9 protein-coding genes are annotated in these 13,581 nt (G+C 70.6%); 4 read left to right on the forward strand and 5 right to left on the reverse strand.

Going from position 1 to position 13,581, the window contains the following annotated elements; translation table 11 throughout:
* The first annotated feature begins 139 nt into the window (after positions 1-139).
* Positions 140-1,312 carry an acyltransferase family protein gene (locus VF106_RS15920; RefSeq protein ID WP_330840487.1) on the forward strand — a complete coding sequence of 391 codons (1,173 nt, stop codon included), beginning with the start codon at positions 140-142 and terminating at the stop codon, positions 1,310-1,312.
* On the opposite strand, the gene VF106_RS15925 is transcribed toward VF106_RS15920, so the two are convergent.
* From VF106_RS15925 to VF106_RS15935, 3 genes are read right to left on the reverse strand one after another with little or no spacing between them, the layout of a single operon-like run.
* Entirely contained in the window at positions 1,305-1,778 is a 474-nt protein-coding gene (locus VF106_RS15925) for a hypothetical protein (protein WP_330840488.1), read from the reverse strand. The two genes, VF106_RS15920 and VF106_RS15925, sit on opposite strands and share 8 nt — an antisense overlap.
* Positions 1,775-3,181: an ATP-binding protein gene (locus VF106_RS15930; protein ID WP_330840489.1), complete on the reverse strand. Its 1,407-nt coding sequence runs from the start codon at positions 3,179-3,181 to the stop codon at positions 1,775-1,777. The genes VF106_RS15925 and VF106_RS15930 overlap by 4 nt, the downstream gene beginning before the upstream one ends.
* Positions 3,178-3,852, reverse strand: coding sequence for a response regulator (locus VF106_RS15935; RefSeq protein WP_330840490.1), 675 nt, complete (start codon positions 3,850-3,852; stop codon positions 3,178-3,180). Before VF106_RS15935 ends, VF106_RS15930 begins: the two co-directional genes overlap by 4 nt.
* Before the next feature lie 112 nt (positions 3,853-3,964).
* Between VF106_RS15935 and VF106_RS15940 the strand changes: the two genes are divergently transcribed.
* Positions 3,965-4,702, forward strand: coding sequence for an SGNH/GDSL hydrolase family protein (locus tag VF106_RS15940; protein WP_330840491.1), 738 nt, complete (start codon positions 3,965-3,967; stop codon positions 4,700-4,702).
* On the opposite strand, the gene VF106_RS15945 is transcribed toward VF106_RS15940, so the two are convergent.
* Entirely contained in the window at positions 4,689-7,088 is a 2,400-nt protein-coding gene (locus VF106_RS15945) for a molybdopterin-containing oxidoreductase family protein (protein WP_330840492.1), read from the reverse strand. The genes VF106_RS15940 and VF106_RS15945 overlap by 14 nt on opposite strands.
* A gap of 94 nt (positions 7,089-7,182) precedes the next feature.
* Positions 7,183-7,548 (reverse strand): cupin domain-containing protein, encoded by a 366-nt coding sequence (locus tag VF106_RS15950; protein ID WP_330840493.1) that lies wholly within the window; start codon positions 7,546-7,548, stop codon positions 7,183-7,185.
* Between the two features lie 252 nt (positions 7,549-7,800).
* Between VF106_RS15950 and VF106_RS15955 the strand changes: the two genes are divergently transcribed.
* Both VF106_RS15955 and VF106_RS15960 read left to right on the forward strand, forming a co-directional pair.
* On the forward strand, positions 7,801-12,225 hold the full coding sequence (locus VF106_RS15955; RefSeq protein ID WP_330840494.1) for an OmpL47-type beta-barrel domain-containing protein: 4,425 nt from the start codon (positions 7,801-7,803) through the stop codon (positions 12,223-12,225).
* A 256-nt stretch (positions 12,226-12,481) separates the two neighbouring features.
* Entirely contained in the window at positions 12,482-13,540 is a 1,059-nt protein-coding gene (locus tag VF106_RS15960; RefSeq protein ID WP_330840495.1) for a ScyD/ScyE family protein, read from the forward strand.
* The last annotated feature ends 41 nt before the right edge of the window (positions 13,541-13,581 follow it).

Genomic DNA, 13,581 nt, shown 5'->3' on the forward strand with positions numbered 1-13,581 from the left:
CAGCCCGATGAGGACGCCTTGCTCACGCCCAGCGTGAGTAAGGCGTCCTCCATCGCACCCCGCCGGGGCCCGTTGGCTGCGACAGGACTGCGACACGAGGTGGACGGCACCGGCACACGGGCGCACCACAGTCGGTGCCATGACGCGTGTTCAGCGGACCGACGACCCGCGACCGACAACCTGGCGCAAGGCGCACCTGCCCGCGTTGGACGGACTGCGGGGGATCGCGATCCTCGGTGTGCTGGTGTTCCACACCGGCTACCTGTCCGGCGGTTTCCTCGGGGTGGACCTGTTCTTCGCCCTGTCCGGCTACCTCATCACCGACCTGCTGTTACGGGAGATCGACACGACCGGCGGCGTGTCGCTGGTCGCCTTCTGGGGCAGGCGGATCCGGCGCCTGCTGCCCGCGCTGGCGACGATGCTCGCCGGTGTCGCCGTGCTCGTCTGGGCGGTGGCGCCGCCGGACGTGGTGCGGACGACGCTCGCGGACGGCCCGTGGGTGCAGCTGAACCTGGTCAACTGGCACCTGCTCGCGGAGTCGGCGAGCTACTGGGACCGGTTCGGGTCGGCCCGGGTGTTCGAGCACCTGTGGAGCATCGCGGTCGAGGAGCAGTTCTACCTGGTGTGGCCGGTGCTCCTGCTGGGCATCGCCCGGTGGGGGCACCGCGGGGTCGCGGTGGTCGCGGGCCTGGCTTCGGTCGGCTCGCTGGTCGGTATGGTCATGCTGGTCGACCCCGCGGATCCGACCAGGGTCTACACCGGCACCGACACGCGGGCGTTCTCGCTGTTGCTGGGCGCCGCGGTCGCGACCGGCCCGGTGCGTGCCGTGCTGGCCCGTGTGGTCGGTCGCTTCACCGGAGTCGTGCTGGCGTTGCTGGCGGTCGGCATGGGCACGGCGTGGGTGCTCGTCGACGGGGTGGCCTCGTCGTGGCTGTTCACCGGCGGGCTCTTCGCGCACTCGCTGGCCGCCGCGCTGCTGATCGGGCTGTGCGTGCTGGCACCGCACACCGTGGTCGCCACGGTTCTTGCCTGGCCACCGTTGCGCTGGTTGGGGCTGATCTCCTACAGCCTGTACCTGTGGCACTGGCCCGTGCTCGTGCTGTTCCCACCACAGTGGACGATCGTCGTGTCGATCGGCCTTGCCGTGCTGTCGAAGTTCCTGGTCGAGGACCCGATCCGGTTCCGTGCCACGTGGGCGCGGGGACGAGGTGGACTGTTCGCCTTCGCGGCCGTCATGATCGGCCTGGCCGTGCTGTGGCTGGCGTTGCCGGACCCGGCGCCACCCACGATCGACATCACCGAGCTCACCTGATCAGCGGGCAGGTCCGCTCCTTGTCCGATTCCGGCGTGTCCGAGGTGAAGCTCACCCGCACCCGCGTGGTCCTCGACCCGCCGCTCTGCACGTGGACGCCGAGCGCCGTGCACACGATCTGGTCGATGCCCAGCGGGGTCACCTCGTAGGTGGCAAGCGGCACCCGCAGCTGGATCAGGCCCGGCTCGGTGTCCACGAGGACCCGTGTCACGTCGGTCGACGTGATCTGTGTGCGCAGGTCCGACCCGCCGGGCCCGGACAGCAGCAGCGCCAGCGCCTCGGTGATCGTGCCGAGGCCGTCGGTTCCCCGCGGCTCTGGCGAAAGCTCGCCGCGTGCGTCGACGAAGTACAGCGTCACGCCTGGCGCGACGCCGGTCGGGGGCTCACCCTGGTCGGTCACCCCGGAGGGCTGGACGCCGCAGCCGGCGAGCAGTACCACCATCGCCGCCAGAAAGATCCGCTTCACACGCCCTCCCGTGGCAGGCGGAGCACGAACCGCGCACCGCCGCCGTCCGCATTGCCCGCGGTGAGGTCGCCGCCGTGCAGGCGGGCGTTCTCCAGCGCGATCGCCAGCCCGAGCCCACTGCCCGGGGTGCGGGTCCGCGCGGCGTCGGCCTTGTAGAAGCGATCGAACACGTGCGGCAACACGTGGCCGGGCAGGCCGGGCCCGCTGTCGGTGACCTCGACCCACACGTGCTCTCGGTCGGTCCGGACGCGCACGCGCACCGGCGGTTTCCCGTGCCGCAGCGCGTTGCCGACCAGGTTGGCCACGATGACGTCCAGCCTGCGCCGGTCCACTCGCAGCGTGATGTCGTTCGGTGCCACCAGTTCGACGCGGTCCAGCCAGCCCCTGGCGCGCAGGCAGTCCCGCACCGCACGGTCCACGTCGACCTCCTCCACGCGCGGTTGGGCGGTGCCGGCGTCGAAACGGGACACCTCCATGAGGTCCTCCACCAGTTGGACGAGCCGATGGGTCTCGGTGATCGCCATCCGCGCGGACTCCTTGGCATCCGGTGTCATCTGGTCCGTCGACGTCGCCAGCACCTCGACCACCGCCGTCAGCGTGCTCAGCGGGGTACGCAGCTCGTGGGAGACGTCGGCGGCGAACCTCCTGGCGTCGGCCTGCATCCGCCGCATCGACGCCATCGACGACTGCACCGACTCGGCCATCTCGTTGATGGTGACGGTCAGCTCGGCCAACTCGTCGGCACCCCGGGGCGGCGACCGCGCGTCCAGGTCTCCCGCGGCCAACCGACGCGCGGTGTCCCGGAGTGTGCGCACCGGACGCAGCACGCTGCGCGCGGCCAGCAACGCCAGCAGCAAAGCCGCCGGCAGCGCCAGTGCCGAGGTGACCACCGCGGACCTGGTGAGCCGGTCGAGCTGCTGCTCGACCCCGGTGAGGTCGCGCACGGCGTACACCTCGATGCCGGACGGCGTGCGCGTGCCGTCCAGCGCGGTGATCGTGACGGGGGTGCCGACCAGCAGCCACGGCCTGCCGTCAGCGGTGATCCGCTGCGTGACAAGCCGGTTCCTGGTGCGGACGGCGGTGCGGAACGCGTCGGTGACCAGGGCGACGCCGGCGCCGTCCGCGGATCGCAGGTCCCGGTAGGTCACCAGCGTGTTCGAGCCGACGGCCGCACGCAGCCGGTCGAGCGCGGTCTGGTCCGGCGGATAGGTCAGCTGGGGTGCGACCGCGGCGATCTGGCCGGCGATCGACTCGGTGAGCCGCTGCTCGGTGGACGTGACCAGCGCGGTGCTCGCCGAGCCTGCGCTCGACCAGGCCGCGGCGGCGGCGCCGAGCACCGTCACCAGCACGAAGGCGACCAGCAGCCGGGCACGCAGCCCGCGCGGCCACAGCCGCCTGTTCACAACGGTCCGAACCGGTAGCCGAACCCGCGCACCGTCTGCACGTACTCCGGGGTCGCCGGGTTGGTCTCGATCTTCGCCCGCAGCCGCTGCACGCAGTTGTCGACCAGTCGCGAGTCACCGAGATAGTCGTGCTCCCACACCTCTTCCAGCAGCTGCTGGCGGCTGAACACGCGGCCGGGCGCGCGGGACAGGGTGAGCAGCAGCCGCAGTTCGGTCGGAGTCAGCGTCACCGGCTCACCGTGCGCGGACACCGTCAGTGCCGTGGTGTCGATGCGCAGGTCGCGGTGCACCCGCACGCCGTCGGGTGCGCTGGTGCTGCGGCGCAGCACCGCGCGGATCCGCGCGTCGAGCACGGTGGGCCGCGCCGGCTTGACGACGTAGTCGTCCGCACCCGCCGCCAGGCCGTCCACGACGTCGAAGTCGTCGCCACGGGCGGTCAGCATGATCACCGGCAGCTCGCTGGTCGCCCGGATGCGGCGGCACACCTCGACCCCGTCGATGCCGGGCAGCATCAGGTCGAGCACCACCAGGTCCGGCGTGGTCGTCCGCAGCTCGCTCAGGCCCTCCTCACCGGTGTCCGCCGTGCGGACCTCGTGGCCGTGCCGGCTCAGCGCGAGCTGGAGCCCGCGCCGGACCAGCGGATCGTCCTCGATGAGCAGAATCGACGCCACCCGTCCAGTATCGACAAGATCGGCACGGCGTGGCGGTGGCGCCGGTTTCCTGCGACACGACCGCGACATGGCGGCGGAGGCACCGGGACACGGCGGCGGCACCGTCGAAGCCATGACCAAGACACGAAGTCTCGTCCTCGGCCTGTTCCTGCTGACCGCCGCCTGTTCGTCCGGTCAGTCCACCGGGACCGGACAACCCACCGGACGGGACCTGACCACGGTGCTCTTCCTCGGCGACTCCGTCGCGGCAGGCGAGGCGCTGCCGCTGGCCGCCGCGTTCGAGGCCAGTGGCGTCGAGTTCTCCTCCATCGCCTCCGACGGCGGCGGGAACGTCGTCGGCCCGTTCTCCGAGGAGAACTGGAAGAAGCTGCCGGAGCAGATCGCCGCCGCCGAGCCCTCCGTGGTCGTCTACCAGCTCACCACCTACGACTGGGGCACCGAGCAGGAGCAGCGGGCCGGCTACGACCGGCTGCTGGCCACGGTGACCGAGGCCGGCGCGAAACTGGTTTTCGTCACCTCACCGCCGATCAGGCCGGACGACTTCTACCGGCCGCACATGGCCGACCTGGAGCGCGCCCCGGACGTCGCCCGCGCGGTCGCGACCGGCTCCGGCGGCAAGGCGAACCTGCTCGACGCCGACGCGGTGTGGGGTGGCACCTATCAGCGGGACAGGGACGGCAAGGTCGACCGCAGCGCCGACGGCATCCACACCTGCCCGCAGGGAGCCGCGCGCTTCGCCAACTGGCTGCTCACCGAGCTGGCGAAGCTGTTCTCCGGCATCACTCCCGCCGAGCCGCGGTCCTGGGCGAACGCCGGCTGGTCCGCGGACGCCCACTTCAAGGGCTGCTGACCAAGTCCGCCCTGGTCACCTGGCACACTCCGGCGCGCAGCGGTGAGCTGCCGCTGATCGGGTCGCTCGGTCCCTGGCGCAGCACGGCGTTGAGGTTGGCGGTGTCCGGGCCGAACGGTGGGTAGCCGGGCAGGCCGAGCTCGGCGCAGGCCTGCCACCAGCCGTGCTGTCCGGAGACGACGCCGGGGTCGAGACCGGTGGTCAACGCGGCGCGTGCCCGGACGTTGCCGTGAGGTGTCTCGACCTGGACCCAGTCGCCCTGCGCGATGCCGCGGGCCCGTGCCGTTTCGGGGTGCAGCTCCACGTGCGGATCGGGTGCGCGGCCGCGCAGGCTGGGCAGGTTGCGGTGTTGGGTCTCGCAGAACCAGAGCGACTTCGCGCACGTCAGGATCAGCGGGAACCGCTCGCGGAGGTCCGGGCGGGACCGGGGGCTCAGGCTCGGTTCGGTGAACTCGGCCACCGGAGGGTAGCCGTGGTCGAGGAGGACCTCGGAGAACAGCTCGATCTTGCGGGACGGGGTCCCGAAGCCGCGTGGGCCGCCGTTGACCTGCTCGGCGAACTTGCGGTGCCGGGTCGTCAGCGGCAGACGCACCCCAGCAGGCTCGGCACGCAGCCGCTCGAGCGTCACCCCGCTCGGCGCGAGTTGGTGACGGAGTCCGGCGTCGACGTCCCCGTGCCAGAAGTGCTCACCCAGCCCGAGGCGGGTGGCGAGCGCGAAGATGATCGACACGTCCGACCGCGCCTCACCTCGCGGCGGCACGAGCGGGGCACGCAGCTGCACGAGCGACTGTGCCTCCTGGCTGATCTCGAAGCCGACCTTCAGTCCCTCGGTCTCGAACGCGCTCGTCACCGGCAGCACGATGTCGGCCTGCTCGGCCGTCGGGTTCATGAACAGGTCGGCGTGCACCATGAAGTCCAGCGACGCGAGCGCGTCGCGGCCGCGTTCGCTGTCGCCATGACCCATCACCAGGTTGGCGCCGAAGCACACCAGCGCCCTGGCGCGGTAGGGCCGGCCGTCGAGCGCCGCGGTGTAGAAGTCCTCGCCGGTGATGAACTCGAACCTGGCCGGCCCCAGCGGGCGGTCGGCCACTCCGATCGCCTTGGCTCGCTGTGCCGGGGTGAGCAGTTCGGCCCCGTCGACGGCGTTGGTCGGCACGGTCTCGAACAGCACGTTGCCGCCAGGGGTGTCGAAGCAGCCGGTCAGCGCGTAGAGCTGGTTGATCGCCCGGATGGTCTGGGTGGCGTTGCTGTGTTGTTCGAGACCGCTCCACGTGTAGTAGGCGACCGGCCGCGACTCCCAGAGCGTGCGTGCGGTGTCCGCGATGTCGGCGGCCGGCACGCCGGTGATCGCCTCGGCCACGTCCGGCGCCATCCGCCGGCACTGCTCGGCCACCAGATCGAACACCGGCCGGCACGTCACGGGGCCGGTCGCCGTCGCGACCTCGCACGTGCCGAACAGGTCGAGGCGTGCCTCGTCCACTGTGTACCGACCACGCGCCGGGTCGTAGGTGGTCGGTGCGGCGGCCATTTCGTCCCACCCGACGTAGTGGGCGGGGTCGCCGGCCGGCACCAGGTCGCTCGCACGCAGCAGGCGACGGGTGTCGGCTCGGACGAGTAGCGGCGCGTTGGTCCACCGCCGGACGAAGTCCCCGTCGAACCAGCCGTGCTCGATCATCACGTGCGTGAGCGCGAGTGCCAGGGCGGTGTCGGTGCCCGGCCGGACACGCAGCCAGTGGTCGGCCCGGCCGGCCAGTCCCGCCCGTCGGGGATCGATCACGACCAGGCGCGCGCCGCGGGCGTGCGCCGCGACCGTGCTGGTGGCGTGCGCGAGTCGTGACACCGACGGGTTGTAGCCCCAGAACAGGACGCAGCCGGCGTTGTCGAGGTCGGGCATGTACTCGCCGGGCACGGACGCCCCGTAGGTGTAGACCGAGGCCAGGTAGCGGCCCCAGCCACACAGTTCCATGTAGGCGCACAGGTTCGGGCTGCCGAACGCGCGACGCAGCCGGATCACCCAGTCGACCGAGTCCGATGTCGCCGACGTCGACGGGGAGGCCGCGCTGAAGACGACCGACTCGGGACCGTGCTCGTCGGCCAGCGCGCGGAGCCGGGTGGCGACCGTGTCCAGTGCCTCGTCCCACGTGATCCGCCGCCAGCCCGGGTCGGCGGCACCCTTGGGCGCGGTGCGCGCGAGTGGGTGGAGCAGCCGGTCCGCGTGTTTGACGAGCTCCGGCGCGGCCTTGCCCTTGACGCACAACGCACGGCCCGTCGGATGGGTCGGATCGGGATGGAGCGCGACGAGCTCACCATCAGCGACCGTCGCCATGGCGCCGCACCGGGACACGCACAGCGCGCAGAAGGTCGGTACCTGTGTTGTCTCGATCATCGCGTCCTCCATCCCGACCCAGGGGCAGGACGCCAGGACGAGCCGCTGGGGCACGACGAGCTCGTCCTGACGTGCTCAGGCGCAGGGTTGGGTGCTAGCTGGACGGTTGGGCGTAGCCCTTCAGCCCGCCGAAGTCGAGCAGGACGCAGGACTCGTCGCCGAGGGTCCACGCGTCGTGGCCCGGTGGGATGTGGAACGCGTCGCCTGGGCCGACCTCGCTCTCCTGACCGTCGTCCATGACGATCCTCATGCGACCGGACACCACGTACCCGATGTGGTTGACCTCGCAGCTGTTCGTGCCGGCGATCGGCTTGACGTCGTTCGACCAGCGCCAGCCCGGCTCGAACGTGCCGAGCCCTACCGGACCGCTGTCGAGGTTCACCAGGTCGGCGTGGCCGTGGTCCCGGAACGGACGGACCTCGTCAGGTGAGTGCAGGTTCTTGCTCTGTAGATCGCTCATGTGACACCCGCTTCAGTGTGAGCCCGGCGGCCCTCAACTCAGCTGCGCTGACACCGAGAACGTCACGGTATGTCACCAGCATCGGATCCCGATAGGACCATTCGGACTACGTCACGCGGCATCTGCCCAAGTGATCTTCGACTAATCACACGAATGGGTGGCTACTCACTGTTTGTTGGTTGCTTTCCGTAATCCACGGTCGAGAACTGCCGATGTTCCCCTCAACGTGTGTAGACCGTTTGGAGTAGCAACGTGACGCAAACAGATCAGCGGCCCTTCCGCAGGTCCCTCGCGGCGGCCTGCGCCGGCGCTCTACTACTGGTCGGCGCCCCGCACGCGGCCGCCACCAACTTCGGCACGCCCGCGGTCGCGTGGACGGGCGGTGGAGTGTCCGCCGGCGGTCAGTACTTCGCGAAGAGCGGCACGAACCTCACGCTGACGGTCAACACCGATGGGGATGCCAAGTGCGTCCACGTCGCGGGAGTGCCACTCCAGACCTCGCCCGTCGGTAAGGCGGCCTGGACCATCGCCGTCCCCACCCTGCCCGGGTCCACTGCGGACGGTTCGGTGACCCAGCAGGTCATTATCGGTGAGAACGACAACGGCAGCACATGCAAGAGCAAGACCGCCGAGCTGCCGGTCTCATATCTGCTGGACAACACCGGGCCGTCGGTGAGCCCCTTGCTGAGCCCGGCACCCAACGGCGCAGGCTGGAACAGCGGCACGGTGAACGTGTCCTGGACCGCGAACGACGGCACCGGCGTCGGCGGCGGCACCACCACCGGCATCACCACGGTGTCCACCGACACGGCCGGCCAAACGGTCACCGGTTTCGCGACAGACGCGCTCGGCAACCGAGGGCCGGAGTCGTCGGTCGTCGTCAGGCGTGACACGGTGAAGCCCACGATCAGCGGGACCCGCACCCCGGCGGCCAACGCGGCGGGCTGGCACAACACCGACGTGACCGTGGCCTTCACCTGCTCGGACGCGCTCGCGCAGATCAAGAGCTGCGTCGCGGCCGGCACGACGGGCGCGTCGAAGACTCTGACCGCGAACGGCGCGGGCCAGTCGGTCACCGGGACGGCCACCGACAACGCCGACAACGTCCAGACCACCTCGGTCAGTGGCATCAACATCGACAAGAACGCGCCGTCGGTCACCACGACGGCGACGCTGCCGAGCGGTGCGCCGTACGCGGCCGGCACCTGGACCAACCAGGACGTGGCCGTCGCCGTCGACTGCGCCGACCCGCTGTCCGGTGTGGACAGCTGCGCCGGTGACCGGGTGGTGGACACCGAGGGCGCCGACCAGTCCGTCACCGGTACCGGCAAGGACCGCGCGGGGAACACCGCATCGGCCGCGTTCGGCGACATCGACATCGACCGCACCGCCCCGGTCACGGGCGCGAGCGCCGACGGCGTGTGGCACAACACCGGCGTCACGGTCGACCTGACCGCGCACGACGCGCTGTCCGGTGTGGCCACCACCCGGTACACAGTGGACGATGGGCCGGTCGAGACCGGCACCAGCCTGACGATCGGCGCGGAGGGCACGCACACCCTGACGTACTGGAGCACCGACAACGCGGGCAACAGCGAGGCCAGCAAGACGGTCGAGGTGAAGATCGACCGGACCCCGCCGTCGATCGGCCACACGCTGTCGCCAGAGGCGAACGGCAACGGCTGGCACAACGGTGACGTCGACGTCACGTTCACGTGCGCGGACGGGACGGGCTCCGGCATCGCGAGCTGCGGCCCGAACACGACCGTCACCACCGAGGGACACGGCCAGACCGTCACCGGCACCGCCGTCGACAACGCCGGCAACACCTCCTCCGTGCCGGTCACGGTCAACGTCGACAAGACCGCGCCCACCGTGGGCACCTCCGTCACGAGCGCGGCGACCCGCAACGACGCCGGCTGGTACAACGAGGACGTCACCGTGACGTACGCGTGCGCCGACGAGAATGGCGGGTCCGGTGTGGACAGCTGCTCGGCACCGACCGTGCTCGGCGAGGGCGCGAACCAGTCCGCGACAGGCACCGCCGTCGACGCGGCGGGCAACTCGAGCCAGGCCGGCGTGCACGGTATCAACGTCGACAAGACAGCGCCCGTGCTGACCGGCACCCCGTCGGCCACCGGGTGGCAGAGCGACGACGTCGTGGTCACGTGGACCTGTGTGGACGCAGGCTCCGGTGTCGTCGAGTCCCCCGCACCGAGCACGGTGACCGGAGAGGGCGAGAACCTGTCCGCCTCCGCCACGTGCGTCGACCGGGCCGGCAACAGCGTCACCGCGACGGTGTCGGGAATCGCCATCGACCGGGCCGCGCCGAACACGACCGTGACCGTCGCCGAGCCGTTCGAGAGCCGTTGGTACGCCGACTCCGCCGAGGTCGAACTGTCCGGAGTGGACAGCCTGTCCGGTGTCGCCGACACCTTCTACGCCGTGGACGGCGGCACCCCGGTGGAGTACACGGGCACCTTCACCTTCGACGCGCCCGGAAAGCACACGCTGACGTTCTGGAGTGTCGACGTGGCCGGCAACGTCGAGGACGCGACCGGTAACGCCATCCAACTGTGGATCGACGACGCCGACCCCACGATCACGGGCGGCCGGTCGCCGGCGGCGAACGACTTCGGCTGGCACAACACTCCGGTCACGGTGACATTCGACTGTGCCGACACCCAGTCCGGGGTCGCCGGCTGCACCGCACCGGCGGTGCTGAACCAGGAAGGCGCCGACCAGCAGGTCAGCGGCAGTGTGACCGACGGCGTGGGCAAGGGCGCCAGCACGACCGTCAGCGACGTCGACATCGACCTGACCGCACCGACCCTGTCCGGCGCGCCGGTGGGCGACTCGCGCGGCGGTTGGTACAACGGCGACGTCACGATCGACTGGACGGCCGCGGACGGGTTGTCCGGTGTGGACCCGACAACCACACCCGAGGACAGCGTGCTCACCGGCGAGGGTCGCGACCTCGGCGCGGGTCCGTTCACCGTCAAGGACAAGGCGGGCAACGAAAGCGCGCATGCCGCGGTGTCCGGCATCCAGATCGACCGTCGGGGACCGGCCATCACCGGCAGGGCCACCACGTCGCCGAACGCGGCCGGCTGGTACTCGGGTGAGGTCGTCGTCGACTACGCCTGTGCCGACCCGGACCTCGCCGACGGCACCGCCGGTTCCGGCGTCGCCTCCTGCCCCTCCAGCACGACGCTGCGTGGCGACGGCGCGAGCCAGTCGGTGACCGGTGACGGTGCGACCGACATCGCGGGCAACGCGACCCCAGGAGTGCGAGTCGGTGGCATCTCCGTCGACGGCACCCCGCCGACGTCCACAAGCGACAACACCTGCACGCGGACCAACGGGTACTGCACGGGTGGCGCCGCGGACGTGGTCATCACGGCCACCGACCAGGCCGGACTGTCCGGCGTCGCCGAGCTGCACTACAGCGTGGACGGCGGCCCCGAGCAGATCGTCGCCGCGGCGACGGCCACCGTCCGGATCCCGCTCGACGGGAGCGGCGAGGGCACGGTGCGGTACTGGGCCGTCGACCGGGCGGGCAACGCCGAGCGACCCAACACCGCCGCGCTCAAGTGGGACAACATCGCGCCGACGGTCACCCACACCGTCAGCCCGGTGCCAGGCGCCGACGGGTGGAACAACACGGACGTCACGGTGCGCTTCGCCGCGACCGACGACGACCGGGGCTCCGGTGTCGAGCCGGGCTCCACGACTCCCGACGTCCTGGTCCAGGACGAGACCGCGGGTCGGGTGATCACCGGCTCGGCTCGGGACGTGGCCGGTAACGCCGGCACGGACTCGGTGGTGGTCAAGCTGGACCGGACCGCGCCGACCATCCGCGGCGAGGTGACGGGCGGCGCCCCCGGCGCGAACGGTTGGTACACCAGGCCGGTGACCGTCCACTTCAGCTGCTCCGACGGGCTGTCCGGCCTCCCGGCCACCACCTGCCCCGACGACGTGACACTGAGCGCCGACGGAGCAGACCAGTCCGTCACGCGCACGATCACCGACCGGGCCGGCAACGTCGCCTCGGTGACCGTCGGCGGCATCGCCATCGACCAGGAGATCCCGACCATCACGGCGGTCAGCGTGGCCGACCGGGCCGTCTACGACGAGACCGCGCCGGCGCCGACATGCTCGGCAACGGACGACGTGTCCGGCGTGGACAGCTGCGCGGTCACCGTCACCACCGTGGCGGTCGGCGAATACTCCTTCGTCGCCACCGCGCGGGACAAGGCCGGCAACTCGGTGTCCAAGTCCGGTCGGTACCGCGTCAACCTCTACCGGTTCGGCGGGTTCACGCAGCCGATCAACGACCCCGGCATCCAACCGGGCTCGACGACGAGCGTGTTCAAGGCGGGCAGCACGGTTCCGGTCAAGTTCCAGCTCAGGAACCTCGCCGGTGCCGTGGTCGCGGCCCGATCCTCGGCGCCGCAGTTCCTGACACCGGTGAAGGCGGGTGCCACCACGGCGCCGGTGAACGAGACGACCACCACCGAATCGTCCACCGTGGACGGTGCCTTCCGCTGGGACCCGGCGGCCGGCCAGTACATCTACAACTGGCAGACCAAGGGACTGACCGCCGGTTACTACTACCGGATCGGAGTCAGGCTCGACGACGGGCAGACGTTCTTCGTGTCCGTCGGCCTCAAGTAACACCGCGAGCACTCACCCTCGGCAGGCCGCACAGGTTTGCCGAGGGTGAGCCATGTGCGACGCTCCGAACATCCACAATGTACCGCGTGTGTCAGTCCCTGCCGGGTTGTCACCGCCGGAAACGACGAACAGTCCTTTCCCGACAACACATGGATGCGGGGGTGAAGGGGGTTTTGGGAAGAGAGGTTCGCGTATGCGTGCCAGAAGATTCTGTTACGCGGCCGTGGCGGCTGCGGCCGCTACCGTTTGCTCACTTGTGATTTCTCCCGGGGTCGCGCAAGGCCACTCCTCGTTCACCGTCATCGCGACGGGACTGGACAACCCGCGTGGTCTCGCGTTCGCGCCCAACGGGGCGCTCTACGTCGCTGAGGCCGGACGTGGTGGCGCTGGGCCGTGTTTCCCCGGACCGGAGGGTGGCGACACCTGCTTCGGCGCCTCCGGTGCGATCACGAAGATCTGGAAGCATCGGCAGTCCCGGGTGATCACCGGTCTACCCTCGCTTGCCGCACCCGACGGCGCCGACGCGGTCGGCCCGAGCGACGTGTCGTTCAGGAAGGGTTCCGACCGCGTGTACTTCACCGTCGGCCTCGGCGCCGACCCCGCGCTCCGGGCGCAGTTGCCCCCGCTCGGCCAGCAGGCATCCGGTTGGCTCCTTCGCGGGTCCCACCACGGGTCCTGGCGGCAGGTAGCGGACATCGCCGCGTACGAGGCGGTCGCCAACCCGGACGGTGGTTTGCCAGACAGCAACCCGAACTCCGTACTCGCCGTACGGAACGGGTGGGTCGTGGCGGACGCGGGCGGCAACTCACTGCTGCGCGTGTCGGCGCACGGAAAGATCACGACGCTCGCAGTGTTCCCCGACGTGCTCGTGGACGCGCCGCCGTTCCTTGGCCTGCCACCGGGCACCCAGATCCCGATGCAGGCCGTGCCGACCTCGGTGACGCTCGGGCCGGACGGGGCGTACTACGTCGGTCAGTTGACCGGCTTCCCGTTCCCACCTGGCGCGGCCAAGGTGTACCGGGTGGTGCCGGGTCAGGCGCCGACGGTGTACGCCGAGGGCTTCACCAACATCATCGACATCGGTTTCGACCACAGGGGCCGCCTGTTCGTGCTCGAGATCGCGCACAACGGCCTGCTGTCCGGTGACCCGACCGGAGCGCTGATCCGCGTGAAGTCGGGCGGTGGCCAGCGGATCGTGGCGAGCGCCGGGCTGACCAACCCGGGTGGTCTGGCGATCCGGCACGGGTTCGCGTTCGTGTCCAACTGCGGCACCTGCGCGGGCACCGGCGAGGTCGTCAGGATCCCGCTGCACTGATCACCGACACGACGCGGCCCTTGGTCAGCTGACCAAGGGCC

It is taken from the genome of Actinophytocola sp., assembly GCF_036378875.1.
In the GTDB taxonomy this organism is placed as follows: Bacteria; Actinomycetota; Actinomycetes; order Mycobacteriales; family Pseudonocardiaceae; genus Actinophytocola.